The organism is Pseudomonas yangonensis, from assembly GCF_009932725.1.
Classification (GTDB): domain Bacteria; phylum Pseudomonadota; class Gammaproteobacteria; order Pseudomonadales; family Pseudomonadaceae; genus Aquipseudomonas; species Aquipseudomonas yangonensis.
The window spans coordinates 18612-44077 of the sequence record NZ_BLJU01000006.1; the positions used below are offsets into that span (position 1 = coordinate 18612).

Sequence of the window (25466 nt, forward strand, 5' to 3'; positions counted from 1 at the left end):
ATTGATTTTGAGCGCCAGCAACTGCCGTCTAGCCCGAGCGACGCGCGGCTGGATTTGCAGCTGATTTGGTGCGCGCTGAGCAAGGTCGAACAGCCGCGCCGATGGGGCTATCCGACCACGCCGATTCACGCGACAATTGCCGCCCTCGAAAATCGATGTGTCGAGTACTGACGTTTGAATACAGAGCTGCGCCGCCGCGCCTATCTGGATGCCATGCAGGTTGCGACCTGGCTGCCGCGTGCCGAGCTGCCGTTCGCTGCGCCGTCGCGCCCAGAATTGCTCGAGCTGCCGCAGCCTGAAGTGGCGCCTGTCGAGGTTCCGCCGCAGCAGGCTGCCTCCGCTGCGCCGGCAGCCCGTGAAGAACCGGCGCAGGCGCCGACCGAGCGGCCGAAGATCGAAATTCCACGCCCGGGCGCCCAGCCGCGCCAGGCGGCTGTCGAGCCGGTGGCCGAGGCGGAACCTGTCGAGGAAAAACCGGCCCGGGTCAGTGTGCCGCCGCCGCGCTTCGCCCTGCAGTTGCTGCGTGCCGGCGCTTGTGCCCTGCTGGTGGAACTGCCCACCGGCCAGCCGTTCCAGAGTCGCGATCCGGCCTACATCCTGCTCAAGGATCTGCTGCGCGCCGCCGGTCTGCCGGACAGCCCGCAACTGCTCGGCGAGCCGGTGCGTTGGCCGCTGCTGGTGCGCGGCAACATGGATCAGGGGCCGGAGGCGGCGCTGGAATTCGTGCAGAGCTTCGTGGCTGCACGTCTGGAGGAGCAGCCCAGCGCCTGCCTCTGGCTGGTTGGCTTGCCGGCCATTCGCTTCGCCGGCGAGGGTGACGAGCAAAGCTATAACCGCGAGCTGCAGATCGAAGGCCTTGGCGCCTGCTGGGCCTTGCCGGGCCTGGAGCTGCTGATGGAAGAGCCGACGCGCAAGCGTGAGCTGTGGCAGGCCATGCAGCGCGTGCGCCAGCGCTGGCTGGCGCCTACACATTCTTGAGAGCCCTGTTTTTGCGCCCGAGTGACGCCCGATGAGCGATGCGATTTCCTTCCGCCCGATGACCGAGGCGGATCTCGATGCCGTGCTGAAGATCGAATACGCCGCCTTTAGCCACCCCTGGACGCGCGGCATCTTCAGCGACAGCCTCAAGTCCTATAACTGCTGGCTGATGTTCGAGGGCAATCAGCAGGTCGGTCACGGTGTGATCAACCTGATTCTCGACGAAGCGCACCTGCTCAATATCACCATCAAGCCGGAAAGCCAGGGCCGTGGCCTTGGCTTGCGCCTGCTCGAACACCTGATGAAAGAGGCCTTTGAACTGGGCGGGCGCGAGTGTTTCCTCGAAGTGCGCGCCAGCAACCAGAGCGCCTACCGCTTGTACGAGCGTTTTGGCTTCAACGAAGTGGGGCGCCGTCGCGATTACTACCCGGCAGTCGGCGGGCGTGAAGATGCGTTGGTGATGGCCTGCACGCTGGTCGATTGATGTCATTACCTTGAAAGCGTTACCCGGATTGCATCCGGGCTACGGTCTGGCTGTTTGGTTGTACCAGGCGTTTCATCCCGGATGCCCATCCACTCGCGCCCGACACAGCATTGGCGCGTAATACCAGGCGAACAGGGCGAAGGCCACGGTCCAGCAGATCGCCGCCAGCCATAGCCAGCCGCCACCAGCCGTGACCCGAATCAGCGCGCCCAGATTGAGCAGACCGAAGGCCCAGGCCATTGCCTTCGGCGGTTGCAATGCGCGGCCGGTATGACCGAGGCTGACTCGCGCCATCATCGCCAGGATCAGCCCGCCCATCGCACCCACCGCCAGCGCGTGGCTGGCCAGGCTGGGTTGCGCCAGCCAACCCAGGTGCCAGGCGGCCATGCCGAGCGTGGCGAGCAACAGCCAGGCGTAGGCCAGGTGCAGCGACCACAGCAGCGGCACGCGCCAGATGCCGCGCAGGTGCCAGCGCCACAGGCGCAGGCCGTGCAGCACGCTCAGTACGATGAAGGGCACGGCCAGCCATGGGTTGTTTTGTAGGTTGTGCCCACTGGCGAACAGTGCGGCGACCAGCACGCCGCAGGCCAGCAGCAAGCGATCCAGCCAGGGATGGGCAGCGAAGGCCTCGACCCGCGCCAGGCCGCGCTGGGTGAAGAAGGGAATCACCCGACCGCCGATCAGGCTCAGCATCACGCCGATCAACCATAGCGCGGCCAGTACGCCACGGCGTTGCAGGTCGTCGTCGCCCAGCGCCAGGCCGGCCAGGGTGAGTGACTGGCACAGCGCGAGCAGGCCCAATACCAGCAAGATGGGATAGTTGTTGCGTTGCCGTGCCGCGACCAGTTGGCGCGCCATCTGCGCGATGAACAGGCCGTTGAAGGCCAGTTGCAGCACGATCAGCACTGCCAGCGGCACAGGGATGAGCCAGACCAGACGGGCCGCCAACCACAGCCCGAACAGCACGATCAGCGGGCGGCCGCTGAGCCCCGGACGACCCGTCCAGGTCTGCACCGCAGTGAGCAGGAAGCCGGCAATGATCGCCAGGCCGAAACCGAAGGGCATTTCATGACGATGCCAGGCCAGCATGCCGCCGGACACCGCAGGGCTTATCAGTCCGTGCAGCGCCGCCGCCCAGAGGGCGACAGCGAGCAGGGCGAACAGAGCGCCAGCGACAAAGAACGGGCGAAAGCCCAGGCGCCACAAGGGCGCGATGGCCAGAGCCCGCTTGCGATCAAGCAATTGCATGAGCGCTTGCTCTCTCTTTCAGGCGTTCCTGCGCGATCAGGCGCAGCACGTAGCCGATCTTCAGCACGCTGGGACCGATCAGTGTCAGGCTGTGTGCCAGCACCAACGTCGGTACGTTCAGGTGCCTCTCCAGGCCGTAGGCCGCCAGCACGCCCAGGAACAGGAGGACGAGTCCGGCCCAGAGCAGCTGGCTGGACAGATGCAGGATCTGCATGGGTGGGAGATTGAGCGGATACATGGTTCACCTCCTCATGTTGATCAGCTGTCCAGAGCCGAGGCCGGGCCGAAGAATTCGTAGCGGCTTTGCTCGGCCGGTACGCCCAGTGCCTGCAGGTGACGCTTGACCTGGGCCATGAAGGGTTTCGGGCCGAGGAAGTAGGCGTCCAGATCACGTTCGGCCGGCAGCCACTGCTCCAGCAATTCCTGGCTGAGGTAGCCGGTGGCATCCGCCAGATCGCCCTCGCGTGGTTCGCTGTAGCAAACGTAGTGACTGATCTGCGGGTGTTCGGCTGCATGCGCGTCGACCCAGTCACGGAAAGCGTGGACATCGGCGTTGCGTGCACAGTGGATGAAATGAATCGGGCGGCCCGAGTGCCGCGCGGCATCCAGCATGGCCAGCGCCGGAGTGATGCCTACACCTGCAGTGATCAGCGCCAGCGGCTTGTCCGATGGGCTCAGGGTGAAGTCGCCTGCTGGTGGGAACAGGTCCAGCACATCGCCTTCGTGGACATTGTCGTGCAGGTGGTTGGAGACGCGGCCGCCTGCTTCGCGCTTGACGCTGATACGGTACTCGCGGCCATCGGCCAGCGCCGACAGCGAGTAGTTGCGGCGCACTTCTTCGCCGTCCAGCAGCAGGCGCATGCCGATGTACTGGCCGGGCTGGTAATCGAGCAGGGCGCCGCCATCGACCGGTACCAGATGGAAGGAAGTGATCTCTGCGCTCTCGGCCACCTTACGGGCTACGCGGAAGGCGCGCGCACCGCGCCAGCCGCCAGGCGCCGTGGCGTTTTCCTGGTAGAGCTGCTCCTCGGCACCGATGAAGATATCGGCCAGTTGCTGGTAGGCCACGGCCCAGGCATCGATCACCGCGTCAGTGGCGATCTCGGCGCCCAGCACCTCGCGGATCGCGCGCAGCAGGCAGCTGCCGACGATGGGATAGTGCTCGGGAAGGATCTGCAGAGCGACGTGCTTGTTCACCACCTGGCGCACCAGCGGCCCGAGGGCTTCGAGGCGGTCGATATGGCGGGCGTACATCAGCACGCCATTGGCCAGTGCGCGCGGCTGGTCGCCGCTGGCCTGGTGCGCCTGGTTGAACAGCGGGCGTACTTCGGGATACTCGCTGAGCATCATCCGGTAGAAATGGGTCGTCAGCGCTTCGCCGCCGCTTTCCAGCAGCGGCACGGTGGCTTTGATCAGGTCACGTTGAGCATTGGTCAGCATAAGGGTATCTCCGCAAGACAAATAAAGACGCCGGTGTGGCTCGTCTGGCCAGTTATGGCGTGCTAGCGTTAGCGGTAGATACCTATCAGAAAGCGTGCCAGTTAAATAATCCTTAAATATCAATGGATTGCTTGTTTTGTAGTATTAATGACTCGCTTTGCGTGTGGGTCATAATGACGAAGAGTAGTCTGAATGACCGCTAACCCTCTGCTGGAAACCCTGATTCCCCTGGTGGCCGATCTGTCACGCGAGCTGGATGATGGCGAGCGTTACCGCCGGCTGCTCGCCGCCTTGCGCCAGCTGTTTCCTTGCGATGCCGTGGCGCTGCTGCGACTCGATGGTGAGGTGCTGGTGCCGCTGGCGGTGGAGGGCCTGAGCCCCGACACCCTGGGGCGGCGCTTCCGCGTCAGCGAGCATCCGCGCCTGGCCGCGTTGCTGGAGCATGCCGGGCCGACTCGCTTCGCCGCCGACTGCGGCCTGCCTGATCCTTATGACGGGCTGGTAGACGGCCTGCATGGGCATCTGGAAGTGCACGATTGCCTGGGTTGCCCGCTCTATCTGGATGAGCAGCTATGGGGCCTGTTGACCCTGGATTCGCTGGACCCGGCCAGTTTCGGCCGGCTCGATCTGGACAGTCTCGATGCGTTCGCCAGCCTGGCGGCGGCCACGGTCAAGGTCAGTCAGCGCATCAGCGGTCTGGCGCAGCGGGTCGAGGCCGAGCGCCAGCTCACCGAGTTGTACAAGCAGGCGCGCCAGCAACCGCGCGAGCTGGTGGGGCAGAGCACGGCGCTGCGCAAGCTGCAGGATGAAATTCGCCTGGTCGGCGACAGCCCGCTGACCGTGCTGATCACCGGCGAAACCGGGGTCGGCAAGGAGTTGGTGGCCGAAGCCATCCACGCCGCCTCGCCACGCGCCCAGCGGCCTCTGGTCAGTATCAACTGCGCGGCGCTGCCCGATGCGCTGGTGGAGAGCGAACTGTTCGGCCACGTGCGCGGCGCCTTCTCCGGGGCGATGAGCGAGCGCAGCGGCAAGTTCGAGCTGGCCGATGGCGGCAGCCTGTTTCTCGACGAGGTGGGCGAACTGCCGCTGGCGATCCAGGCCAAGCTGCTGCGCGTGCTGCAGAGCGGCCAGTTGCAGCGGGTCGGTTCGGATCGCGAGCACCGTGTCGATGTACGGGTGATCGCCGCCACCAACCGCGACCTGGCGGCTGAAGTGCGTGCCGGACGCTTTCGCGCCGATCTCTATCACCGCCTGAGCGTCTATCCGTTGCCGGTGCCGCCGCTGCGCGAGCGCGGCCGCGATGTGCTGTTGCTGGCCGGCTACTTCCTCGAGGAGAACCGTGCCCGGCTCGGGCTGCGCAGCCTGCGCCTGAGCGCGGAGGCGCAGAAGGCGCTGCTGGGCCACGACTGGCCGGGCAACGTGCGCGAGCTGGAGCATCTGGTCGGCCGCGCGGCGATCAAGGCGTTGGCGCGCCACGGCGAGCGCCCGCGCATTCTCAGCCTGGACGTGCAGGACCTGGACTTGCCGACGGCCGAGGCGCCGCCCCTGATCGACGAAGTGCTGGCGCCCGGTGAGGCTATGCCGACGGGTGTGGAGCTGCGCACGGCGGTGGACGCCTTCCAGCGCAGGTTGATCGAACAGTGCCTGGCGCGCCACCAGGGCAAATGGGCCGACGCGGCGCGTGAGTTGGGCGTGGACCGCGCCAACCTCAGCCGCCTGGCCAGGCGCCTGGGTATTCGCTAGCCGGATTGTGGGAGGGGCTTTAGCCGAGAACTGTTCATGTCGCGGCTAAAGCCCCTCCCACATCATCGGCATCTGCCCGTAGCCCGGATGCAATCGGGGCCAGCATTTCCCGGATTTCATCCAGGCTACAGTTGGAACACCAGCGCCTTCAGGCCGCTCTCGGGGGAGATATCGGGAAACTCCGGTGGGTTGTCCAGGCGCTGCACGAAGCGCAGTTGTGGCGCTTCGGCCGCCATCCCTTCGATAAGGAAGTCCGGGCCGATATCCGGATCGTTGACGCAGGCCAGCACCATACCGTGCTCGCTGAGCAGTTCCGGCAGGCGCCGGAGAATCTTGGCGTAGTCCTGGGTGAGGGCGAAGCTGCCTTTCTGAAAGCTCGGTGGGTCGATGATCACCAGGTCGTAGGGGCCGCTCTTGCGCACCTTGCCCCAGGACTTGAACAGTTCATGACCAAGAAACTCCACTCGGGAGAGGTCATGCCCGTTCAGGCGATGGTTGTCGCGACCGCGTGACAGCGCCGCGCGCGCCATGTCCAGGTTGACCACCCGCTCGGCACCGCCGGCAATGGCCGCCACGGAGAAGCCGCAGGTGTAGGCGAACAGGTTGAGCACGCGCTTGCCGGCGGCCTGCTCGCGCACCCACTGGCGACCCAGGCGCATGTCGAGGAACAGCCCGCTGTTCTGCTTGCTGCCCAGATCCAGCAGGTAGTGCAGGCCGTCCTCGATGATCGGCCATTGCGCCTGTGGCTCGCCGGCCAGCCATTCGCTCTCGCTGCCCTGTACATAGCGGTGCTGCAGCAACAGGCCGCGCGCGCCGCTGGCCTGCCACTGCGGTGTTGCCAGCAACTCGATCAGCAGCGGTCGCAGCGCTGGCGATGGCTCGCGGAACAGCATCACCAGAACGATGCCGGACAGCCAGTCGACGGTAATCTGTTCCAGCCCCGGCCAGCAGCGGCCACGGCCATGGAACAGGCGGCGGGTCTCGCTGCCGGGGTGGTTGTCCAGCGCCTGCAGCAGGTGCTCACGCAGGGTGGCGAGGGCGGCATCAGTCATCGCGGGTCAGCACTTCCAGCAGCTCGATCTCGAAGGTCAGATCGGAGTTGGGTGGAATCGAACCGACGCTGCGCTCGCCATAACCCAGATGGGCCGGCACCTGCAGTTTGCGCTTGCCGCCCACCTGCATGCCCATCAGGCCCTGATCCCAGCCCTTGATCACGCGGCCAGTACCGATCACGCACTGGAACGGTTTGCCGCGCGAGAAGGACGAGTCGAACTCGCTGCCATCGGCCAGCCAGCCGCGATATTGGGTGGTGATCAGGGCGCCCTTGACCACGGCCTTGCCGTCGCCGGGCTCTAGGTCTTCGATGATCAGTTGATCAGTCATGTCAGGTTTCCTTGCGATGACGGTTTTGGCTGGCCTGCACCGAGCGTTCGGCGGGGACGCGCAGCTGGGTCAGCAGGTAGTCGGCGAACGCCGGTGCATAGTTCTGTAGAGCGATGGCGCCGGTCATGCAGCTCAGCCAGCTTTCCGCCAGCGCCTGATCGATCGGCCACTGGGCATGGAAGGCCGGAATGCTGATGCTGCCGTATTTCTCGGCGAACAGCCGCGGCCCGCCCAGCCAGCCGCTCAGGAAGCACGCCAGCTTGTCGCGCGAGGCGCTTAAGGAGGTCGGGTGCAAGGCGCGCAGGGCGGCGGCTTCGGGGCGTTCGTCCATCAGGCGGTAGAAGTCGTCGACCAGGCGGCGCAGGCCGTCGATACCGCCAGCGGCCTGGTAGGAAGCATCGCCGGTGCCGTAGGGAGGTGTGTCGCTCATCGCGTTGTTCCGCGGAAAAGGCGCCATTGTAACCGCTGGCGTAGAATGCTCGGCCAGTTTGGTTTGAGGTAATGGGCAACTGCAGAGGCTGTTTTCTCCCCTCTCCCATTCATGGGAGAGGGGCCGGGGGAGAGGGGAATGCTTACACCCTCTCCCCAGCCTCTCCCGCAAGCGGGAGAGGGGGCAGATCGTGCTTGCCTGAAAAGATGATGACGCAACCCCAGCAAGGCTTCGTGCTCAGCCGCCATTGGCGCGATACGCCGGAGGGCACCGAAGTGGCCTTCTGGCTGGCGACCGATGCCGGCCCGCGCCAGATACGCCTGCCGTGCCAGGAGACGGTGGCGTTCATCCCCGCCGAGCAGCGCGCCTGGGCCGAGCCGTTGTTGCGCAATGAAAAGGGCGTCGAGCTGCGCGAGCTGGCCTTGCGCGATTTCAAGCGCCGCCCGGTGCTGGGGCTGTATTGCCGCCAGTACCGCCAGTTGCTGCAGTTGGAGAAGAAGCTGCGCCAGGTCGGTGTCGACGTTTATGAGGCCGATATCCGTCCGCCGGATCGCTACCTGATGGAGCGCTTTATCACCGCATCCGTCAGCTTCGAGGGTGCCGTTCAGGAAGATGGCAGCCTGCTCTGCAAGTCGCTCAAACCCGCTGCCGATTACCGCCCGGCGCTGCGTCTCGCTTCGCTGGATATCGAGACCAGCGCCCGCGGTGAGCTCTATTCCATCGCCCTGGAAGGCTGTGGCCAGCGCCAGGTGTACATGCTCGGCCCGGCCAATGGCGACGCCAGTATCGTCGACTTCGACCTGGAGTACTGCGACAGCCGCAAGGCGCTGCTCGAGCGCCTGAATGACTGGCTGCAGCGGCATGATCCAGATGCCATCATCGGCTGGAACCTGGTGCAGTTCGACCTGCGCGTGCTGCGCGATCACGCCGAGCAACTCAAGGTGCCGCTGCTGCTGGGGCGTGGCGGCGACGTGATGGGCTGGCGCCAGCACAACAGCGGCCAGCACTACTTCGCCGAGGCGGCCGGGCGGCTGATCATCGATGGCATCGAGGCGCTGCGCTCGGCCACCTGGAGCTTTCCTTCGTTCAGCCTGGAATCGGTGGCGCAGACCCTGCTCGGCGAGGGCAAGGCGATCGACACGCCCTATGCGCGGATGGACGAGATCCAGCGCATGTTCGACGAGGACAAGCCGGCGCTGGCCCGCTACAACCTCAAGGACTGCGAGCTGGTCACGCGCATCTTCGCCCACACCGATCTGCTCGCCTTCCTGCTGGAGCGCTCCAGCGTCACCGGCCTGGCGGCCGACCGCAGCGGCGGTTCGGTGGCGGCCTTCACCCACCTGTACCTGCCGCCCATGCACCGCCTGGGTTTCGTCGCGCCGAACCTCGGCGACATTCGCGGCGAGAACAGCCCTGGCGGCTTCGTCATGGATTCGCGCCCCGGCCTGTACGACTCGGTGCTGGTGCTGGACTACAAGAGCCTGTATCCGTCGATCATCCGCAGCTTCTTGATCGACCCGCTGGGGCTGGTCGAAGGCCTGCACCAGCCGGATGACGAACATTCGGTGGAAGGCTTTCGCGGCGCGCGCTTCTCGCGTACCCGGCATTGCCTGCCGGCCATCGTCGAGCGCGTCTGGCAGGGGCGTGAGGCGGCCAAGCGCGACGGCAACAAGGCGCTGTCGCAGGCGTTGAAGATCATCATGAACGCCTTCTACGGTGTGCTCGGCTCCAGCGGCTGTCGCTTCTTCGACCCGCGTCTGGCGTCGTCCATCACCTTGCGCGGGCATCAGATCATGAAGCGCACCCGCGAGCTGATCGAGGCCGAGGGCCATGCGGTAATCTACGGCGACACCGACTCCACCTTCGTCTGGCTCGGTGGCGCCCACGACGAGGAGGAGGCAGCGCGCATCGGCCGCGCGCTGGTAGCGCGTGTCAACGCCTGGTGGCGCGAGCATCTGCAGCAGGAATACGGCCTGACCAGCGCCCTGGAACTGCAGTTCGAGACCCACTACCGGCGCTTTCTCATGCCTACCATTCGCGGCACCGAGGAGGGCAGCAAGAAGCGCTACGCCGGCCTGGTGCGCGAGGCCTGCGGCAGCGAACGCATGGTGTTCAAGGGGCTGGAGACAGTGCGCACCGACTGGTCGCCGCTGGCCCAGCGCTTCCAGCAGGAGCTCTATCGCCTGGTGTTCGACGGCCAGCCCTACGAGGACTACGTGCGCGACTACGTGAAACGCACTCTGGCTGGCGAGCTGGACGAGTTGCTGATCTATCGCAAGCGTTTGCGCCGGCGCCTCGATGACTACCAGCGCAACGTGCCGCCGCATGTGCGCGCCGCGCGCCTGGCCGACGAGCACAACCAGCGGCTGGGTCGGCCGTTGCAGTACCAGCGCGGCGGCTGGATCAGCTACCTGATCACCACCGGCGGGCCGCAACCGCTGGAGCGCCTGCTGTCGCCGGTGGACTACGAGCACTACATCAGCCGCCAGCTGAAACCGGTGGCCGACGCCATCCTGCCGTTCGTCGGCGGCGAGTTCGAACGGCTGGTGGATGGGCAGCTCGGACTGTTCTGAAATCCGTTGGCGGCCGCTCTGGGTAGAACTTCCGCGCGAGAAACGGGCTAATTGCTTTGAAATACTTTGCAAAATTCGCCCCGTTGAGCGGCGTTCAGGGCCTGAATATATTTGCGCCCGTGATGCCGGGCCCCTCTGGCGGTTAACACCGCGATGTCGGAATCACAGTCTGTTCAATCTGACTGTTAGGAGGGGCTCATGACTGCCCTCGAACCGTTTCTCTTCGCCGACTTCCTCGGCACGGCCACCTGGTTGTGGCTGGTCTTCATCGCTGTCGTCATCTCCCTCTTGGCCTTCGACCTTGGCGTGCTGCATCGCGACAATCGCGAAATCGGCGTGCGCGAGAGCCTGTTGCTGTCGGGTGGCTACATCAGCGCCGGTCTGCTCTTCGGTGTCTGGGTGTTCTTCCAGAAGGGCGGCGACGCCAGCATGGATTACCTCACCGGCTTTCTGATCGAGAAATCGCTGTCGATGGACAACGTGTTTCTCATGGCCATGATCTTCAGCTTTCTCGCCATCCCGCGGCAGTACCAGCACAAGGTACTGTTCTGGGGAATCATGGGTGTGCTGGTGCTGCGGGCGATCATGATCGGCCTGGGCGCCGCGCTGATCCATGAGTTCGCCTGGATTCTCTACGTGTTCGGCGCCTTCCTGTTCTTCACCGGTGTGAAGATGCTGTTCGCCAAACTCGACGATGCCCCCGATCTGCAGAACAACGTGCTGGTCAAGTTTTTGCGCAAACACCTGCGCGTGACCGATGAGCTGCACGGCCAGCGCTTCTTCGTGCGCCAGGACGACGGCAAGGGGCGCACCGTGCTCTGGGTGACGCCGCTGTTCCTGGCGCTGATCCTGATCGAATGTGCCGACCTGATGTTCGCCATCGACAGCGTGCCGGCGATCTTCGCCATCACCCAGGACCCGTTCATCGTCTACACCTCGAACATTTTCGCCATCCTTGGCCTGCGTGCCCTGTACTTCGCCCTGGCAGCGCTGATCCACCGTTTCGTCTACCTGAAGTACGCACTGGCGCTGGTGCTGGTGTTCATCGGCGCGAAGATCTTCCTGGTCGGCATCATCGGCAAGATTCCGGCGGCCGTGTCCCTGAGCGTGACCCTGGGCCTGCTGATCGGTGGCGTGCTGTTGTCGCTGTACAAGACCCGTGGCCAGCCGCCCGCCACTATCTGACACAAGCACCTTGCCCGGCCTCGTCAACTGGCGAGGTTGGGTCTCGAAATCGGAGAAGCACAGATGTACGAATCCTGGAACAACCGTCTTGCTGCACTTGCCCTTGGCGCGGCGTTGATCACTCTGGCTGGCTGTGAGGCGGCCGAGCAGTCCGCGCAGAAACTGGCCGAAGAGGCGAAGAAGGAGGCGCAGGCGCTGATCGAGGAGTCGGTCGGCGAGGTGGTGAATGAGGTCAATCGACAGGTTGATTCCCTGCAGGAGTCCACCAATCGGGCGCTGGGCAAGGCCGAGCAGAACGAGGAAGCCGAAGCTGCGCAGGACAAGGCCGAGAGAGCATTGGAGCAGGGCGCCGAGACTTGATGCCACGCCGGGATGCCCACTTATCTTTCAACGGCGCAGGCGGTCGAATCGCTCCAGCAATGCCGCTACCGCCAGTCCCGGTAAGGAGGCCAGGCAAAGCAGCGGTAGCTGAGTGAGAAACAGCCCGCGAGCGATTTCGCCTGTTGTCCAGGTGTTGCCATAGGCACTGGCGAGCAGATTGACCGCGCAGTAGGCGGCGAAGGTTGCGCACAGGCCGAACAGTAGCAGCATGACGAGTGGGCCATGGCGGCGCAGCAAGCCGCCAGCGCCGGCCAGCAGAAACAGCACGAATGCCGGCAGGCAGGCCAGTGCCAGCTCCATGGCGACATGCCCGTCCGGCTCTACCGGCAGCGGCCAGGCCAGCCCCAGGCCTCTGTCCTGTAAGCGGTAGGTCAGCAGACCGATGAACAGCGCCGTGGTGGGGAGCAGGAGCGATGCCTGCAGCAGCCTGAGCAGCGCACTCAGCATGTCGATAGCCGGGCGGCAATGCCGGAGTCGAGGGCCAGGTAATCGCACGGTTGCATGCTGCGTTTCATCCATCGCACAAGTTGAGTTCTTCAGGTTTTGCGGCTCAGGTACTGCGTGAGGGGCTCCGGTTGGAACAGTGGCTCACGGCCGATCAGCCTTACGCCATCCGGGCCACTTTCCAGCAGGCGCCGTTCGCTGTGCGCCACCAGCAAGGCGAGACTGTACCCTGACTGGCTGAGGCAGGCCGAGATTTTCCTGATTGCCTCCGGTGCACCAGGAACATCGGACTCGAAGTGGCCCAGCAACTGATCGTCCTGGCTAATGTTGAGTCGGAAGGTGGGCATGAGTGGTTCTCCTTGATGGTGTCACAAACGGGGTTCATGCAGGCGAGCCGCTCAGAAGGTGCAGTAATTGCCCGCCAGCTCGACCCGGCCAAAGCTGGCGCCGGCATTGAGCGGGGTGATGGCCTTCAGCTGGTCCAGGCGCAGCTCCTGCTGGCCCGCGTCGCCTTGCACCAGCAGAAACTCCTCCTTGCTGGCGGCCGTGCGCGTGGTCAGTGCCCTGGCCTCGAAGTTCGAGCCGTCGAGCCGTTCGATGTGCAGGCGGTAGCCGTGCATACAGGCGATTTCCAGATAGTCATGCAAATCGCAGTTCAGAGGCTGGTACGCGTTCATGTTCTGTCTCCTAGCAACCTTCCAGAGGAATGATGAAGTAGCCTTTGTTGTCGATGGCTGCCGCGACTTCCGGGTGCGCGGGCTGGCTGTGGCAGAACTGGCAGCGGCTCTGCTCGATGGCATCGCCATGCAGCCCGCGCTCGGCCATCCAGTCCCTGGCGAACTGGCTGGCACGCGCCTGGTCGTTGCCTTCGATCAGTACGTCGAAGTGCAGATAGCGGCCGTCATGTGTACGCACGTGGGTGTCGAAAACATTCACTTTCATGATTTCCTCCTAAGCGGTTAGCGAGACGCCGTTGGGCGCCTCGCATGTTCTGGGATTACTTCAGGTCGTCGATGGAAGCGCCGAAGTTCAGGTGCAGCACCTGACCTTCAACGACCAGTGCGGGGACCGACTTGACGCCGGCCTGTTCGGCTTCCGCTACCCGTCCGGACTGCTCGCCGAGGTGAACGATCTCCACCTTGACCTCCGGAGCCAGCAGGTTCAGCAGGGTCTGTTCGGCCGATACGCAGACGGGGCAACCGGCGTGATAGAAGCGTGCTTGAGTCATGGTCAATCTCCTGTGGGTAATTAGTATCGATTCGATACTGATGCGCAGGCTACGCTCAAATTGGTCTTTGTCAATATGGTATTTAGTCGATACTATATTTCGACAGGAGTAATACATGACCGACACGACTCTCTTCGATCTGCTCGAACGGCTGTCCAGCCTGACCCGTATCTGGTTTCGCCAGCACCCGCTGCTGGCCGAGCTGCAGCCCATCCAGCTGAGCGCGCTGATGTACCTGGCGCGCTGCAACCGTTATTCGAATACGCCGCTGGGGGTGACCGACTACCTTGGCCTGACCAAGGGCACGGTGTCGCAGTCGCTCAAGGCGCTGGAAGGCAAGGGGCTGATCGTCAAGACCCAGGACGCGCGCGACAAGCGCAGCGTGCACCTGGCGCTGACCGATCCCGCCTGGCAGTTGCTAGAGGCTCTGCTGCCACCGGACTTTCTCGCCGCTGGCGAAGCCCGCCTGGGTGCACGAGGCGAGCAGCTCAAAGCCCTGCTGACCGATCTTCTGCGGGAAATTCAGCGCGACACCGATGTGCCTGGCTTCGGCCTGTGCGGCAGTTGTCGTTTTCATCAGCAGGTCGATGGGCAGCCGTTTTGCGCTCTGACCCGGGAGCCACTGCAACCGAGCGATGCCAGCCTGATATGCCGCGAGCACCAGCCCCCGGAGGCCGCATGAACGAACTGTTACTCAATGCCCTGCTGACGGGGCGTGCCCAACCTTTCACCCGGCCCGGCTCGCGCAGCGGCATCGCCAAGGCGCCACGCCAGGAGCCTCTGGCGGTGACCGCGCTGGGGCTGGCTGGCGACGAGCAGGGCGACTTGCGGGTGCATGGCGGCGTAGAAAAGGCCATCCACCATTACCCACGCGAACACTACGCCGCCTGGCGTCGCGAGCTTGGTGAACATCCCCTTCTGGAGCAGCCGGGTGCCTTCGGCGAGAACTTCAGCACCACGGGCTGGACCGAAGGCGACGTTTGTCTGGGGGATGTCATAAGGGCCGGCAGCGCCTTGCTGCAGGTATCCCAGGGGCGCATGCCTTGCTGGAAGCTGAGCGACCGCTTCGGCATTGCCGATCTGGCGCTGCGGGTGCAGGAGTCCGGACGCACGGGCTGGTACTACCGGGTCATCGAGGAGGGCACGGTTCGGGCGGGTGATCCTCTGCAACTGGTGGAGCGCGCGCATGCTGACTGGTCACTGAGCCGCCTTTCGGCTGTGCTGTTCGACAGGCGGGTGGAGCCGGAGCTGTTGCGTGAATGTCTGGCTCTGCCACTGGTGCCGTCCTGGCGCAGAACCCTGGAGCGGCGTTTGGAGAAAGCCGAGGTCGAGGACTGGGCGCCGCGGCTGCAAGGCGCAGGCGTGGCCCAACAAGGCTCATGACCTGCGGATAATCGGCACGGCGCGCGGATACGAATGCTTCTACACTGGTTTCTCTTGTTGATTCCAGGGTGTCGACACCAAGCGCGGCGCGCTTGCTGTGAGGGCAGGATGAGCAGGTTGATCTGCGCTGATTTCGATGAGTTCGAGGAGGCCCTGTACGGTGTGGAAGGGCGCTATCTGCTACGTTCCCGTCAGCAGCGCGACTGGCGTTTGCGAGTCGTCGAGCTCGATGGCGTGGCGCTGATGTTCGGCCGTGAGGGGGCGGGCACGGTCTACAGCGGCGTTGGTCTGCCGGGCTTCTTCAATATCTTTCTACCGCTTAGCCGGCACGAATGTACGGTATTGGGTGGCAAGCGCCTTGACCGCCGGTTGATTGGCTGGATGGTGCCGGACGCCATGTTCCATATCGATGCCAGCCAGCCCGCGAGCTGGATGACGGTGGCCATGTCATGCGAGCTGGTACTGCGCTGGGCGCAGCAACATGAAGACGAGTTCGACCTGTCGATACTTTCCCGCAACCTGGTCTGCGTGGCTCAGCAGGACCTCGCGCCGCTGGTGTGGCTGGCGCTGCGTCTGCTGCGTATCGATCATTGCGCATCGCAGGACCTGCATGCTCCAGCGGCCGAGCGTGCTGCGCAGAGCGAGTTGATGGAGTTGGTATTTCGTAGCCTGTTACCCGTGACGCCAGCTCCGCGAGATCACGTCGGGCATCAGCAGATTCTCCGTCGTGCCCTGGAACTGCTGGATGCGACACCGGATGCGCCGCTGCATATCTCCGACTTGTGTCAAGCGTGCGGCACCTCCGAGCGCACATTGCGCAATCTGTTCACCCGCTACCTGGGCATGAGCCCGCACCGCTATCTCATGCAGCATCGTCTTCATGCGATCCGCCGGGCAATCCTGCATGCGCACGCCAACGAGACCATCACCGAAATCTGTGCGCGTTTCGGGGTTTGGGACTTCGGTCGCTTCGCAGGTACATACCGGCTTTATTTCGGTGAGCTGCCATCGCAATCACTGCGCAATCGCCGCTCGTTCGCGGGGCCGCTTAGCCTGCGTTGAGCGGCCGCTGCAGCGTGGTGCTGGGATACTCGCCAACAATCTTGTAGTACTCCGCAGCCATGCGCCCGCAGTCGCTATAACCGAAACGCCGTGCAATAGCCGCGACGCAGCTCCGTTGCCCGTCGGCCACTGCTAGCGCAGCGCGTAGCAGGTGCAGGCGTCGCAAGCGCAAGTAACGTGCCGGCGCCATGCCCAGCGTGTCAACGAAGGCGCTGCGCAGGGTCCGTTCACTGACGCCCAGCCGACGACATAGCTCTCCAAGACGCGGAGGCCTGCCGCTGCCGACGGGCAGCAATTCCAGCACCTGCAGCAGCAGTTTCTCTTGTGAGATCTTGCGGGCGCGTTGGCGTGGCGTGATTCGTGTGTGCATGTTGGCTTTCCGGCCGTCTGGGACGTTCAGGCTGCACCGGTTCTTGATGGGGCACTACGTAAAACAGGCAAATCTACGGCTGGGAGAAGTTTGCCGATTTTACGTAGCGGGCATGGCTGACGAGGAAGAGTATCGGCGCAACGCTCGCCAGTCGCGGTTCGATCTGACGAGCCTTCATCGGCGCTCGATCTGGATCGACGCGAGGGGGAGGCTACATGGGACTGTCGTTATGCAGTGTTGGCGTGTGTCTGGCGCTGGCTGGGGCGTTGGCTGCTGCTCAGGCGCAGCCGATCGGACCGCGGATGCTCGATGTCGAGCCATTCATCGAGCTGCCGCGTGGGGTGCGCTATCCCGAAGGTCTGGCTGCCAACCCACATAACGGTGAAATCTACGTCGGCACGTTCGATGCCAGGCAGCCCGTCTCCGAGCGTAACAACCAACTGCTTCGTTATGCAGCTGATGGCCGCCTGCTGGCGCAACGAGCCTTCGGAGATACGCCGCTGACGGGGTTGGGCTACGCCGCTGGCCAGCTGTATATCCTCAATTTTGGTGCCGGTAAGCTGCAACGCATCGTGGCGGATTTCACTGCGGACAGCCCGCTGGAGGATGTGCTCGATTTCCCGCGGCTAGACCCGCCAGCGCCGGCGGCTCGCGTGGTGAACAACCCGGACGGCAGCCAGGACCGGATCGAGTTCGCTGCCAGTGGCATGCCTGCTCCCAACGGTCTGGTATTCGCCGGCAATGGCGACCTCTATGTGTCCGACTCTTTCCAGGGCGCGCTGTATCGAATCGCTGACGCCACGCGCTGCAGACCCTGTTCGCTTGAGGTGCTCTCGCGTGATCCGCTCCTCGCGACGGCGGGTTTTCTGCCCTTTGGCGCCAATGGACTCGCCCTCGCCGATGGCGAGCGCCATCTCTATATCAACAATGCTGGCGATGGCCGCCTGCTGCGCATGCCCCTGCCTGCCGGTGAATTGCAGGTGGTCGCCGAAAGCCTGCCCGGTGCCGATGGTCTGCTATTTCACGATGGTCTGCTGTGGTTGCTGGCCAATCAGGTGGACCTGCTGCTGGGGCTCGATGAGCAAGGGCTGGTGCGTATCCGTGCCGGAGGCTTCCAGGGCCTAAGCGCCAGCGGAGCACCGCTTGGCTTGCTGTTCCCAGCCAGCAGTGTCGTGCAGGGCGAGTGGATGGTGATCAGTAATCTGGCACTGCCCCTGACTCCCGACGAGGGCGATGAGTGGGAGGAGCAGGTGCAAACCTGGAACCTGGTGCGTCTGCGCCTGCCGTCGTCTTCGACCGAGGGAGTGCTCCGCCATGCCGCAACACCCTGAACAACCTCTGAATAACGGACGTCGCCAATTGCTGATCGGTTCTGCCGCGCTGGCAACGGTGATGTTGTTACCCCTGGGCGGCTGTGTTCGGGGCAATACCCTGAGCGTCGCTCGTTCGCAAAACGACACTGGAGGGCATAGAACCATGGGCACCATCACCACACGCGACGGTACACAGATCTACTACAAGGATTGGGGCAGCGGGCCGGTCGTGGTGCTTAGCCACGGTTGGCCGCTGAATGCGGACAGCTGGGAAGCGCAGATGATGTTCCTGGCCAGCAACGGCTATCGGGTGATCGCCCATGACCGGCGTGGCCACGGTCGTTCCAGTCAACCCTGGGATGGCAATGAAATGGACACCTATGCCGATGATCTTGCCGCACTGCTCGATCATCTGGATGTACGAGACGCTTCGCTATTCGGGTTTTCCACCGGTGGGGGCGAGGTGGCACGGTATATCGGCCGGCATGGTACCGCCCGGGTGGCCAAGGCGGGGCTGATTGCCGCGGTTCCACCGCTGATGGTCAAGACCGAGGCCAATCCCGGCGGGCTGCCTATCTCGGTGTTCGATGGTATTCGCGCGGCATCGCTCGCGGATCGTTCACAGCTCTATCGGGATGTCGCAAGCGGGCCGTTCTTTGGCTACAACCGGCCAGGAGCCAAGCCTTCGCAGGGGGTGATCGATGCCTTCTGGATGCAAGGCATGATGGCGGGTCACAAGAATGCCTATGACTGCATCAAGGCTTTCTCCGAAACCGACTTCACCGAAGACCTGAAGAAGTTCGATGTGCCGACGCTAATCCTGCATGGCGACGACGACCAGATCGTGCCCGTGGACGCTGCTGCCAGAGCTTCGGCCAAGTTGGTGCCACACGCCAAGCTGGTCATCTACCCCGGTGCGCCACACGGCATCACCGACACCCACAAGGAACAGCTGAGCGCGGACATGCTGGCGTTCCTGCGCAGCTGAGCCCTAAAAGCCCTTTATCCGGTGAAGGGCTCCATGCAAAAAGGAGAACGTCATGAGTGGCAAGAAGGCTTTGATCGTGGTGGATATCCAGAATGACTACTTCCCCGGGGGCCTATGGACCCTGAGCAAGGTGGAGGCTGCTGCCGCCAAGGCGGCGCAGGTGATCGCTGCGTTTCGCGAGAGCGGTGACCTGGTGGTGCATATCCGTCATGAGTTCACCAGCCAGGACGCACCATTCTTCCGCCCTGGCAGCGAAGGCGCCCAGCTGCATGCCAGCGTGATCAACCAGCCAGACGAGCCGGTGGTGCTCAAACACTTCATCAACTCGTTTCGCGAGACCGAGCTCAAACCGATCCTCGACCAGCATGGCGTCGACGAGGTGATCATCGTCGGCAACATGAGCCACATGTGCGTTGACGGTATTACCCGTGCTGCGGTGGACTTCGACTACCGCACCACGGTGCTGCACGACGCCTGCGCCACTCTCGATCTGGAATTTGATGGCGTGAAGGTGCCGGCCGCGCAGGTGCATGCAGCGTTCATGGCAGCGTTGAAGTTCGGCTATGCACCGGTGATCTCCACGGACGAGTACCTGAGCCAGCACTTCAGGAGCGCAGCATGAAAGCCCCGCTTGCGTTCGTGCTTGCCGCCGCCGCTGGGGTGGTCGGGGCTCATGGTCCAACGGGCATTCACAGTGAAAGGACCGAGAAGGTCGAGGCGGCTTTCGACCTGGTGCAGACCCGCGTGTTCAAGCAGGGTAGCGATCTGGTCTTCGAGCAGTTGGTCGATGGTGAAGCCGGCAGCCGTCTGCCGGCAGCCAAGGGCAGCTTTGCCGGCTCCGAGGTCTACAGCTACGTCTGGCCGACCAGTCTGGATAGCGGCGCGGTGGGCTTCGAGCAGGCGTCGGGCATTCTCGCGCTGGCGCTGACCTCGCACCCGGATTTTGACGATACGCCGCAGCTCGATGAAAACGGTGATGGCGACAAGGGCAACGATGGCGGCCTGTGGCACTCGCACTGGGTGGTACTGACCAAGGAGGCCAGCTGTGGGCCCAGTGGCCTGAAGGTACGGGATATTCCCGAGGGTGCCAAACCCAAGCTGCCCGCTACCTGGCCGGGGGTACCGCTGTACATCGATTCGCCAGGCTATGACCTGAGCGTTGAGAACGACGCGGCGCAGATTCGTGTTCCGCTAGCGGCTGTAGGGTTCCCCGCAAGTTTCAACTACGACGGCGTAACCGCTGCATTGAAGGTGAATGCGGATTTGCATGACCCACTGCTGTGCGTTGCCAGCGTCTGGGATATCGCCTCGGGTGACCTGTCTTTGCCCGCGACCTGGAAGACCTCGGAGTAATCCATCGTGAACGATTGTCGGCTGCCGTCCCGCTGGCAGCTGACGTTCGCCCCTTGTTTGGCGCATTCGTTTGAGGAGTACCTGTTATGTCCAAGCAGAAGCTGACCCATGCTACCGGGGCGCCGGTGGTAGACAACCTCAACATCCAGACTGCCGGGCCGCGTGGGCCAGCCTTGCTGCAGGACATCTGGCTGATCGAGAAGCTTGCCCATTTCGACCGCGAGGTGATTCCCGAGCGACGCATGCATGCCAAGGGAGCAGGGGCCTACGGCACCTTCACCGTGACGGGCGATGTCAGCCGTTTCACCCGCGCCAGTCTGTTTGCCTCGGTCGGCAAAGAGACACCGGTGTTCGTGCGTTTCTCCACGGTGGCCGGGGAGCGCGGTGCCGCTGATGCCGAGCGTGATATCCGTGGGTTTGCCGTGAAGTTCTACACCGATGAAGGTAACTGGGATCTGGTCGGCAATAACACCCCGGTGTTCTTCTTCCGTGACCCGATGCGTTTTCCCGATCTCAATCACGCAGTCAAGCGTGATCCACGCAGCGGCCTGCGCAGTGCCAGCAACAACTGGGACTTCTGGAGTCTGCTACCCGAGGCTCTGCATCAGGTCACCATTACCATGAGTGACCGGGGCATTCCGCGCAGCTACCGGCATATGCACGGATTTGGCAGTCATACCTTCAGCCTGATTAACGCCAGCAATCAACGGGTCTGGGTCAAGTTCCACCTGCGCTGCCAGCAGGGTATCGAGAATCTGAGTGACGCCGAGGCTGCTGGTGTGATCGGCGTTGACCGCGAAAGCCATTTGCGCGACCTCTATATGAGCATCGGGCAGGGTGACTATCCACGCTGGAAACTGTGCATCCAGGTGATGACCGAGGAGCAGGCCAACCGGCACCCGCATAATCCCTTCGACCTGACCAAAGTCTGGTCGCATGCGGATTACCCCTTGATCGAGGTGGGCGTGCTGGAACTCAATCGCAACCCGGACAATCATTTCGCCGAGGTGGAGCAGGCTGCATTCTCGCCGGCCAACGTGGTGCCCGGAATTGGTTTTTCGCCGGACAAGATGCTACAGGCGCGCCTGTTCTCCTACGGCGATAGCCAGCGCTATCGGTTGGGTGTCAATTTCAACCTGATCCCGGTGAACGCTCCTCGTTGCCCGTACCACAGCTACCATCGAGACGGGCAGATGCGCACCGACGGCAATCAGGGCTCGACCATCGCTCATTACCCCAACAGCCAGGGCGAGTGGGAGGATCGGCAGGAGCTACGTGAGCCGGCGCTGGAGCTGGAGGGCGCTGCGACCAACTGGGACCACCGGGTGGACAATGATCACTATCAGCAGCCCGGGGATCTGTTCCGGCTGATGAGCCCTGCGCAGCGGCAGGCGCTGTTCGAGAACACAGCCAGGGCGATGAGCGACGCACCCGAGCAGGTCAAACGCCGTCATATCGGTAACTGCAACAAGGCCGATCCGGCTTATGGCGCCGGGGTGGCCAGGGCGTTGGGTTTGGGGGACTGAACAGGGGAACATGAAAAAGGCGAAGCCACGGGCTTCGCCTTTTTGCTTGCTGCCGGCTCAGTGCCTGCGCGGCACCGGCTTGAGCAGTTCGTCCGGTGGCATCTCGCACTGGATCTTGCGGCCGATCAGCGCTTCGATCGGCGGCAGGGCGAAGGCGTCGTCCTCGCCGGCGAAGCTGATCGAGGTGCCGCTGGTGCCGGCGCGGCCGGTACGGCCGATGCGATGCACGTAGTCGTCCGGGTCTTCCGGCAGGGTGAAGTTGATCACGTGGCTGATGCCGTCGACATGGATGCCGCGGCCGGCCACATCGGTAGCCACCAGCACACGGATATGCCCGGCGCGGAAGCCTTCGAGCACCTTGATGCGCTTGTGCTGCGGCACGTCACCGGACATCTGCGCGGCGCTGACGCCGTCGCGGGTCAGGCGTTCCTCGATGCGGCGCACTTCGTCCTTGCGGTTGGCGAAGACCATCACCCGGTCCCAGGCGTTCTGCGTGATCAGGTTATAGAGCAGCTTGTATTTGTCGCTGGAGGCCACGGCGTAGACGTGCTGTTCGACGGTGTCGCTGGCAACGTTTTCCGGCTCGATCTCGACGATGGCCGGGTTGACCGTCCACTGCTTGGCCAGGTTCATCACGTCGTCGGTGAAGGTGGCGGAGAACAGCAGGGTCTGGCGGTCGCCCTTCATCGGCGTCTGGCGGATGATCTGGCGTACCTGCGGGATGAAGCCCATGTCGAGCATGCGGTCGGCTTCATCGAGCACCATCACCTCGACCATGTCCAGGTGCACTTCGCCGCGCTGATTGAAGTCCAGCAGGCGGCCCGGGGTAGCCACGAGGATGTCGCAGAAACGCGATTCCAGCTGCTTGAGCTGCTTGTCGAAGTCCATGCCGCCGACGAAGCTCATGACGTTGAGCTTGGTGTACTTGGTCAGCTCGGCGGCGTCCTTGGCGATCTGCACCACCAGCTCGCGGGTCGGCGCGATGATTAGCGCACGCGGCTCGCCCATGTAGCGCTCTTTCGGCGGCGGGGTCTGCAGCAGCTGGGTGATGATCGAGATAAGGAAGGCGGCGGTCTTGCCGGTGCCGGTCTGGGCGCGGCCGATGGCGTCCTGGCCCTTGAGGGTGTAACCCAGCACGCCGGCCTGGATCGGCGTGCAGTAGGGGAAGCCGAGGTCGTGGATGGCGTGCATCAGCTCGGGGGCGAGCTTGAAGTCATGGAAGCGCGTCTTGCCTTCGGCCGGTTCGACCACGAAATCTTCCAGCTTCCAGGTATCGACCGGTTTGGCCGGGCGCTCGCGGCGCGGCTTGTCGGCTTTCGGCGGGCGCGGCTGTTGTGGCGCGGGGCTGTCGCTCACGGTCTCGCTGGCTGGGCGGGCGGGCTTGTTCTTGCGGGGACGCTTGTCGTCGGCGCCACGGCTCTGGGCGGGCGCTGCTGCGGGTGACGGCGCTGGTTGCGGCTGCTCGTCTTCGGCTTTGCCGAACATTTTCTTGAGTGCTTTGAGCACGGGCTTCTCATCGACTGGTTAAGGAGTGAACGCTCGCCAGTGTAATGCAAGACGCGGGCGTGGCGAAGTGCTTCGCTCGCGTCTGTCAAGCGTACTGCGCGACGAGACCACTCATCGCTCCGGCAGGCTGGTCAACAGCAGGCGCTGGACATTGCCGCCCATGATCGCGGCGATGGCAGCGTTGTCGAATCCGGCTTCTTGCAGGCCTTCGGTGATCTGCGCCAAACCGGTGACATCGAAGGGTGTATGTACGGTGCCGTTGAAGTCCGAGCCCAGGGCGACATGCTCGATGCCGACCTTGTCTGCGGTGTAGCGGATGGCCTTGACGATGGCCGCCACCGAGGTGTCGCACACTGCGGTGCTCCAGTAGCCGATGCCAATCACCCCGCCTGTGGCAGCGATGGCCTGCAGGTGCCTGTCGCTGAGGTTGCGGGTACCGGGACAGGTGCCCTCGACCCCGGTATGGGAAACCAGCACCGGACGCTTGGCCATGGCCAATACGTCGTCGATCAGCGGGCGCGAGGCGTGGGCCAGGTCCACCAGCATGGATTTTTCTTCCAGCCGGGTAATCACCTGGCGACCCAGCGGGGTCAGGCCGCCTTTCCCCAGGCCGTGGGCCGAGCCACCGACTTCGTTGTCGAAAAAGTGAGTCAGCCCGGCGATGCGAAAGCCCGCGTCGTAGAGCACGTCGACATTCTTCAACTGGTTCTCGATGGGTTGCAGGCCCTCGGTGGCGAGCAGGGCGGCGACGCGGCGCGGGTCCTTCTCCCAGGCTTCGATGAAGTGGGCAAGATCGCCGTGGCTGCGGATCAGCACCAGGCGGCCGTCGCTGCCAGCGGCGGCGTCCTGAAGTTTCTGTGCCTGATACAGCGCGCGTTGCAGCAGGCTGTTCCAGGTTTCCCGCGGCCAGCGCTGAGCCATGGCCAGCAGGGTGATGTTGTCGCTGTCGGCGCCGTTGCTTTCCATGTTCAGGCCGCGCGGGGTCTTGGTCACGGTGGAGAACACCTGCAGGCCGAGGCGGCCTTCGAGCATACGCGGCAGGTCGGAGTGGCCGTAATCGTAGCGTTTGAGCAGATCGCGTTCCCACAGCAGGGCGTCGTCGTGCAGATCGGCGACGAACAGGCCCTGGTGGAGCTTTTGCGCGCTGGCGCTGGCCGGATAGGGTGGTGGGCTGGCGACACTATTCATCTGCGCATCGATCACCCGAGGCAGGCCGAGCACGGCGAGAGCAGAGAGGGGGACCAGCAGAAGCAGGGCGATCAGCAGTTTGCGCATGAGTAGCCATCCGGGCATGTTGTTATGCCGCGCACTCTAGCAGGGAAACGCGGCATTCTGCGCACCCAGCGCCGGGTTTTGCCTGGCGCCGCGACTTCAGGACGGCTCAGCCGCAGAGGCAGTTTCGCCCTTGCTGCTTGGCCTGGTAGAGCGCCGCATCGGCACGTGCGATCAGGCCCTGCAGGCTGTCCTGGCGCTGTATCTGTGCCATGCCGATGGAGATGGTGACGCCGGGCAACACGCCAACCGGTGAGTAGAACGAGGCGATCTGTTCCATGCTGACGCGCAGGCGTTCGCCAATGCCACGTGCGGCCTCGGCGGCAATCTCCGGGAGAAGGATGACGAACTCTTCGCCGCCGAAACGGATCAGGCTGTCCTTGGGTCTGAGCTGGCTGCTCAGGGTGTGCGCCACCATGCACAGCGCGTAATCGCCGGCGAGGTGACCATGCTGATCGTTGTAGGCCTTGAAGTGGTCGACATCCAGCATCAACAGCGACATGGGTTCATCGTTGAAGGCGCAGCGGGTACTTTCTCGCTCGAACACGTGTTCCAGCCAGCGCCGGTTGAAGCAGCCGGTCAGCGTATCGACGTTGGCGTTCTGCTCGCTGTCAAGAATCTTTCGATTGCCCTTGCGCACACGGTCGCAGAGCAGCTCCAGCAGGTTCTGCATCATCTGTGGGGATCGCTGAAACAGCGCCACCAGAGACTCCCGATGCAGGCGCAGCACGATGGAGGCGCGCTCCGCCACCACATAGGCAGAGGGATGTTCGTTATCGATGAAGCTGATTTCGCCGGCGCAGTCTCCGACTTCGAGAGTGCTGACGGCCTGGTTGTCCAGGGAGCCCAGATAGACGCGCAGCTGGCCCTCTATCAATAGATAAAGGTGCTGGTTGCGGTTGAATGGGGAGAGCAAGACTTCGCCTGCTTCCAGCTCGCAGGCGCGAAATTCCCGCAGCAACTGATCGAGGCTGCTGGTGGCGACGTTCTGAAAGAGTCGCAACTGCTGAACTTGCTGCAGGTCTGCCTGCCAGTGCGCCGGTTTCATCGCAATCTCGTCGGGCCTGGTCGGGCGAATGCGCCGGAGGGCACCACCGACGCTCCTTGTCGTGTCTACGGATGGCCTCGACATTATTCCCACGCTCAAGGCGTGGCAATGCCTCCCTGGAATCGGAC

At 63.7% G+C, this 25466-nt stretch carries 29 protein-coding genes; 14 read left to right on the forward strand and 15 right to left on the reverse strand.

All coding sequences use genetic code 11. The features are described from left to right. Positions 1 to 174: 174 nt before the first annotated feature. Together GYB81_RS11025 and rimI are read left to right on the forward strand one after the other, a co-directional pair. Positions 175 to 978, forward strand: coding sequence for an energy transducer TonB (locus tag GYB81_RS11025; protein ID WP_161867497.1), 804 nt, complete (start codon positions 175 to 177; stop codon positions 976 to 978). Positions 979 to 1009: 31 nt separating this feature from the next. Continuing rightward, positions 1010 to 1462: a ribosomal protein S18-alanine N-acetyltransferase gene (gene rimI / locus GYB81_RS11030; RefSeq protein WP_161867498.1), complete on the forward strand. Its 453-nt coding sequence runs from the start codon at positions 1010 to 1012 to the stop codon at positions 1460 to 1462. A gap of 72 nt (positions 1463 to 1534) precedes the next feature. Here rimI and GYB81_RS11035 read toward each other — a convergent pair whose 3' ends face one another. Genes GYB81_RS11035 through hmpA form a run of 3 tightly spaced genes read right to left on the reverse strand, consistent with a single transcriptional unit; the run spans position 1535 to position 4150 of the window. Beyond that, positions 1535 to 2710: an NnrS family protein gene (locus GYB81_RS11035; RefSeq protein ID WP_161867499.1), complete on the reverse strand. Its 1176-nt coding sequence runs from the start codon at positions 2708 to 2710 to the stop codon at positions 1535 to 1537. Next, positions 2697 to 2948 carry a transmembrane sensor/regulator PpyR gene (locus GYB81_RS11040; protein WP_161867500.1) on the reverse strand — a complete coding sequence of 84 codons (252 nt, stop codon included), beginning with the start codon at positions 2946 to 2948 and terminating at the stop codon, positions 2697 to 2699. Before GYB81_RS11040 ends, GYB81_RS11035 begins: the two co-directional genes overlap by 14 nt. A gap of 20 nt (positions 2949 to 2968) precedes the next feature. Beyond that, a complete protein-coding gene (gene hmpA / locus GYB81_RS11045; RefSeq protein WP_161867501.1) occupies positions 2969 to 4150 on the reverse strand; it encodes an NO-inducible flavohemoprotein in 1182 nt (393 codons plus the stop codon). A gap of 192 nt (positions 4151 to 4342) precedes the next feature. Between hmpA and norR the strand changes: the two genes are divergently transcribed. Then, positions 4343 to 5893 carry a nitric oxide reductase transcriptional regulator NorR gene (gene norR / locus GYB81_RS11050; RefSeq protein ID WP_161867502.1) on the forward strand — a complete coding sequence of 517 codons (1551 nt, stop codon included), beginning with the start codon at positions 4343 to 4345 and terminating at the stop codon, positions 5891 to 5893. A gap of 125 nt (positions 5894 to 6018) precedes the next feature. Here the strand turns inward: norR and GYB81_RS11055 are convergent, their stop codons facing one another. Genes GYB81_RS11055 through GYB81_RS11065 form a run of 3 tightly spaced genes read right to left on the reverse strand, consistent with a single transcriptional unit; the run spans position 6019 to position 7706 of the window. Continuing rightward, a complete protein-coding gene (locus GYB81_RS11055) occupies positions 6019 to 6945 on the reverse strand; it encodes a class I SAM-dependent methyltransferase (RefSeq protein ID WP_161867503.1) in 927 nt (308 codons plus the stop codon). Then, the gene (locus tag GYB81_RS11060) at positions 6938 to 7276 is read right to left on the reverse strand and encodes an FKBP-type peptidyl-prolyl cis-trans isomerase (RefSeq protein WP_161867504.1); all 339 of its coding nucleotides are present in this window, start codon (positions 7274 to 7276) and stop codon (positions 6938 to 6940) included. Before GYB81_RS11060 ends, GYB81_RS11055 begins: the two co-directional genes overlap by 8 nt. Position 7277: 1 nt before the next feature. Continuing rightward, positions 7278 to 7706, reverse strand: a complete 429-nt coding sequence (locus tag GYB81_RS11065) for a group II truncated hemoglobin (protein ID WP_178101904.1) — start codon at positions 7704 to 7706, stop codon at positions 7278 to 7280. Positions 7707 to 7915: 209 nt separating this feature from the next. Between GYB81_RS11065 and GYB81_RS11070 the strand changes: the two genes are divergently transcribed. From GYB81_RS11070 to GYB81_RS11080, 3 genes are all read left to right on the forward strand, one after another. Continuing rightward, a complete protein-coding gene (locus GYB81_RS11070) occupies positions 7916 to 10279 on the forward strand; it encodes a DNA polymerase II (protein ID WP_178101906.1) in 2364 nt (787 codons plus the stop codon). A 198-nt stretch (positions 10280 to 10477) separates the two neighbouring features. Next, a complete protein-coding gene (locus GYB81_RS11075; RefSeq protein ID WP_161867507.1) occupies positions 10478 to 11464 on the forward strand; it encodes a TerC family protein in 987 nt (328 codons plus the stop codon). A gap of 63 nt (positions 11465 to 11527) precedes the next feature. Next, a complete protein-coding gene (locus tag GYB81_RS11080; RefSeq protein ID WP_161867508.1) occupies positions 11528 to 11824 on the forward strand; it encodes a hypothetical protein in 297 nt (98 codons plus the stop codon). A gap of 27 nt (positions 11825 to 11851) precedes the next feature. On the opposite strand, the gene GYB81_RS11085 is transcribed toward GYB81_RS11080, so the two are convergent. The 5 genes from GYB81_RS11085 to GYB81_RS11105 all read right to left on the reverse strand — a co-directional run bounded on the left by GYB81_RS11085 (position 11852) and on the right by GYB81_RS11105 (position 13517). After that, complete coding sequence (locus GYB81_RS11085; RefSeq protein WP_233787554.1) at positions 11852 to 12292, reverse strand: hypothetical protein; 441 nt, start codon at positions 12290 to 12292, stop codon at positions 11852 to 11854. Positions 12293 to 12381: 89 nt separating this feature from the next. Next, positions 12382 to 12636: a cytoplasmic protein gene (locus GYB81_RS11090; protein WP_161867509.1), complete on the reverse strand. Its 255-nt coding sequence runs from the start codon at positions 12634 to 12636 to the stop codon at positions 12382 to 12384. A gap of 51 nt (positions 12637 to 12687) precedes the next feature. Next, entirely contained in the window at positions 12688 to 12966 is a 279-nt protein-coding gene (locus GYB81_RS11095) for a Rho-binding antiterminator (RefSeq protein ID WP_161867510.1), read from the reverse strand. A gap of 10 nt (positions 12967 to 12976) precedes the next feature. Beyond that, positions 12977 to 13231 (reverse strand): DUF2024 family protein, encoded by a 255-nt coding sequence (locus GYB81_RS11100; protein ID WP_161867511.1) that lies wholly within the window; start codon positions 13229 to 13231, stop codon positions 12977 to 12979. A gap of 55 nt (positions 13232 to 13286) precedes the next feature. Next, positions 13287 to 13517: a thioredoxin domain-containing protein gene (locus tag GYB81_RS11105; RefSeq protein ID WP_161867512.1), complete on the reverse strand. Its 231-nt coding sequence runs from the start codon at positions 13515 to 13517 to the stop codon at positions 13287 to 13289. A 115-nt stretch (positions 13518 to 13632) separates the two neighbouring features. On the opposite strand from GYB81_RS11105, the gene GYB81_RS11110 reads away from it, so the two are divergent. The 3 genes from GYB81_RS11110 (at position 13633) to GYB81_RS11120 (ending at position 15962) form a co-directional block, all read left to right on the forward strand. Then, on the forward strand, positions 13633 to 14199 hold the full coding sequence (locus tag GYB81_RS11110; RefSeq protein ID WP_161867513.1) for a MarR family winged helix-turn-helix transcriptional regulator: 567 nt from the start codon (positions 13633 to 13635) through the stop codon (positions 14197 to 14199). Continuing rightward, positions 14196 to 14900, forward strand: a complete 705-nt coding sequence (locus tag GYB81_RS11115; protein ID WP_161867514.1) for an MOSC domain-containing protein — start codon at positions 14196 to 14198, stop codon at positions 14898 to 14900. Before GYB81_RS11110 ends, GYB81_RS11115 begins: the two co-directional genes overlap by 4 nt. A 108-nt stretch (positions 14901 to 15008) precedes the next feature. Then, positions 15009 to 15962, forward strand: a complete 954-nt coding sequence (locus GYB81_RS11120; protein WP_178101908.1) for an AraC family transcriptional regulator — start codon at positions 15009 to 15011, stop codon at positions 15960 to 15962. On the opposite strand, the gene GYB81_RS11125 is transcribed toward GYB81_RS11120, so the two are convergent. After that, positions 15949 to 16332 (reverse strand): helix-turn-helix domain-containing protein, encoded by a 384-nt coding sequence (locus GYB81_RS11125; protein ID WP_161867515.1) that lies wholly within the window; start codon positions 16330 to 16332, stop codon positions 15949 to 15951. The two genes, GYB81_RS11120 and GYB81_RS11125, sit on opposite strands and share 14 nt — an antisense overlap. 215 nt (positions 16333 to 16547) lie before the next feature. Between GYB81_RS11125 and GYB81_RS11130 the strand changes: the two genes are divergently transcribed. From GYB81_RS11130 to GYB81_RS11150, 5 genes are all read left to right on the forward strand, one after another. Beyond that, on the forward strand, positions 16548 to 17663 hold the full coding sequence (locus tag GYB81_RS11130) for an SMP-30/gluconolactonase/LRE family protein (RefSeq protein WP_161867516.1): 1116 nt from the start codon (positions 16548 to 16550) through the stop codon (positions 17661 to 17663). A 145-nt stretch (positions 17664 to 17808) separates the two neighbouring features. Next, a complete protein-coding gene (locus GYB81_RS11135) occupies positions 17809 to 18633 on the forward strand; it encodes an alpha/beta fold hydrolase (protein ID WP_161867517.1) in 825 nt (274 codons plus the stop codon). A 52-nt stretch (positions 18634 to 18685) separates the two neighbouring features. Continuing rightward, a complete protein-coding gene (locus GYB81_RS11140) occupies positions 18686 to 19255 on the forward strand; it encodes a cysteine hydrolase family protein (RefSeq protein ID WP_161867518.1) in 570 nt (189 codons plus the stop codon). Then, a complete protein-coding gene (locus tag GYB81_RS11145; protein WP_161867519.1) occupies positions 19252 to 19986 on the forward strand; it encodes a hypothetical protein in 735 nt (244 codons plus the stop codon). The genes GYB81_RS11140 and GYB81_RS11145 overlap by 4 nt, the downstream gene beginning before the upstream one ends. Positions 19987 to 20072: 86 nt before the next feature. After that, positions 20073 to 21512 (forward strand): catalase, encoded by a 1440-nt coding sequence (locus GYB81_RS11150; protein WP_161867520.1) that lies wholly within the window; start codon positions 20073 to 20075, stop codon positions 21510 to 21512. Positions 21513 to 21569: 57 nt separating this feature from the next. Here GYB81_RS11150 and rhlB read toward each other — a convergent pair whose 3' ends face one another. The 3 genes from rhlB to GYB81_RS11165 form a co-directional block, all read right to left on the reverse strand. Further along, complete coding sequence (rhlB, locus tag GYB81_RS11155) at positions 21570 to 23018, reverse strand: ATP-dependent RNA helicase RhlB (RefSeq protein ID WP_161867521.1); 1449 nt, start codon at positions 23016 to 23018, stop codon at positions 21570 to 21572. A 111-nt stretch (positions 23019 to 23129) separates the two neighbouring features. Continuing rightward, positions 23130 to 24293 carry a dipeptidase gene (locus tag GYB81_RS11160; protein WP_161867522.1) on the reverse strand — a complete coding sequence of 388 codons (1164 nt, stop codon included), beginning with the start codon at positions 24291 to 24293 and terminating at the stop codon, positions 23130 to 23132. A gap of 106 nt (positions 24294 to 24399) precedes the next feature. Continuing rightward, positions 24400 to 25338: a GGDEF domain-containing protein gene (locus GYB81_RS11165; protein ID WP_161867523.1), complete on the reverse strand. Its 939-nt coding sequence runs from the start codon at positions 25336 to 25338 to the stop codon at positions 24400 to 24402. Positions 25339 to 25466 lie beyond the last annotated feature (128 nt).

What these genes read in the sequence shown, in the direction of transcription:
- rimI (WP_161867498.1), top strand. Translation starts at nt 1,010, where the DNA reads ATGAGCGATGCGATTTCCTTCCGCCCGATGACCGAGGCGGATCTCGAT.
- GYB81_RS11035 (WP_161867499.1), bottom strand. Translation starts at nt 2,710, where the DNA reads ATGCAATTGCTTGATCGCAAGCGGGCTCTGGCCATCGCGCCCTTGTGG.
- GYB81_RS11040 (WP_161867500.1), bottom strand. Translation starts at nt 2,948, where the DNA reads ATGTATCCGCTCAATCTCCCACCCATGCAGATCCTGCATCTGTCCAGC.
- hmpA (WP_161867501.1), bottom strand. Translation starts at nt 4,150, where the DNA reads ATGCTGACCAATGCTCAACGTGACCTGATCAAAGCCACCGTGCCGCTG.
- norR (WP_161867502.1), top strand. Translation starts at nt 4,343, where the DNA reads ATGACCGCTAACCCTCTGCTGGAAACCCTGATTCCCCTGGTGGCCGAT.
- GYB81_RS11055 (WP_161867503.1), bottom strand. Translation starts at nt 6,945, where the DNA reads ATGACTGATGCCGCCCTCGCCACCCTGCGTGAGCACCTGCTGCAGGCG.
- GYB81_RS11060 (WP_161867504.1), bottom strand. Translation starts at nt 7,276, where the DNA reads ATGACTGATCAACTGATCATCGAAGACCTAGAGCCCGGCGACGGCAAG.
- GYB81_RS11065 (WP_178101904.1), bottom strand. Translation starts at nt 7,706, where the DNA reads ATGAGCGACACACCTCCCTACGGCACCGGCGATGCTTCCTACCAGGCC.
- GYB81_RS11070 (WP_178101906.1), top strand. Translation starts at nt 7,916, where the DNA reads ATGACGCAACCCCAGCAAGGCTTCGTGCTCAGCCGCCATTGGCGCGAT.
- GYB81_RS11075 (WP_161867507.1), top strand. Translation starts at nt 10,478, where the DNA reads ATGACTGCCCTCGAACCGTTTCTCTTCGCCGACTTCCTCGGCACGGCC.
- GYB81_RS11080 (WP_161867508.1), top strand. Translation starts at nt 11,528, where the DNA reads ATGTACGAATCCTGGAACAACCGTCTTGCTGCACTTGCCCTTGGCGCG.
- GYB81_RS11085 (WP_233787554.1), bottom strand. Translation starts at nt 12,292, where the DNA reads ATGCTGAGTGCGCTGCTCAGGCTGCTGCAGGCATCGCTCCTGCTCCCC.
- GYB81_RS11090 (WP_161867509.1), bottom strand. Translation starts at nt 12,636, where the DNA reads ATGCCCACCTTCCGACTCAACATTAGCCAGGACGATCAGTTGCTGGGC.
- GYB81_RS11095 (WP_161867510.1), bottom strand. Translation starts at nt 12,966, where the DNA reads ATGAACGCGTACCAGCCTCTGAACTGCGATTTGCATGACTATCTGGAA.
- GYB81_RS11100 (WP_161867511.1), bottom strand. Translation starts at nt 13,231, where the DNA reads ATGAAAGTGAATGTTTTCGACACCCACGTGCGTACACATGACGGCCGC.
- GYB81_RS11105 (WP_161867512.1), bottom strand. Translation starts at nt 13,517, where the DNA reads ATGACTCAAGCACGCTTCTATCACGCCGGTTGCCCCGTCTGCGTATCG.
- GYB81_RS11110 (WP_161867513.1), top strand. Translation starts at nt 13,633, where the DNA reads ATGACCGACACGACTCTCTTCGATCTGCTCGAACGGCTGTCCAGCCTG.
- GYB81_RS11115 (WP_161867514.1), top strand. Translation starts at nt 14,196, where the DNA reads ATGAACGAACTGTTACTCAATGCCCTGCTGACGGGGCGTGCCCAACCT.
- GYB81_RS11120 (WP_178101908.1), top strand. Translation starts at nt 15,009, where the DNA reads ATGAGCAGGTTGATCTGCGCTGATTTCGATGAGTTCGAGGAGGCCCTG.
- GYB81_RS11125 (WP_161867515.1), bottom strand. Translation starts at nt 16,332, where the DNA reads ATGCACACACGAATCACGCCACGCCAACGCGCCCGCAAGATCTCACAA.
- GYB81_RS11130 (WP_161867516.1), top strand. Translation starts at nt 16,548, where the DNA reads ATGGGACTGTCGTTATGCAGTGTTGGCGTGTGTCTGGCGCTGGCTGGG.
- GYB81_RS11135 (WP_161867517.1), top strand. Translation starts at nt 17,809, where the DNA reads ATGGGCACCATCACCACACGCGACGGTACACAGATCTACTACAAGGAT.
- GYB81_RS11140 (WP_161867518.1), top strand. Translation starts at nt 18,686, where the DNA reads ATGAGTGGCAAGAAGGCTTTGATCGTGGTGGATATCCAGAATGACTAC.
- GYB81_RS11145 (WP_161867519.1), top strand. Translation starts at nt 19,252, where the DNA reads ATGAAAGCCCCGCTTGCGTTCGTGCTTGCCGCCGCCGCTGGGGTGGTC.
- GYB81_RS11150 (WP_161867520.1), top strand. Translation starts at nt 20,073, where the DNA reads ATGTCCAAGCAGAAGCTGACCCATGCTACCGGGGCGCCGGTGGTAGAC.
- GYB81_RS11160 (WP_161867522.1), bottom strand. Translation starts at nt 24,293, where the DNA reads ATGCGCAAACTGCTGATCGCCCTGCTTCTGCTGGTCCCCCTCTCTGCT.
- GYB81_RS11165 (WP_161867523.1), bottom strand. Translation starts at nt 25,338, where the DNA reads ATGAAACCGGCGCACTGGCAGGCAGACCTGCAGCAAGTTCAGCAGTTG.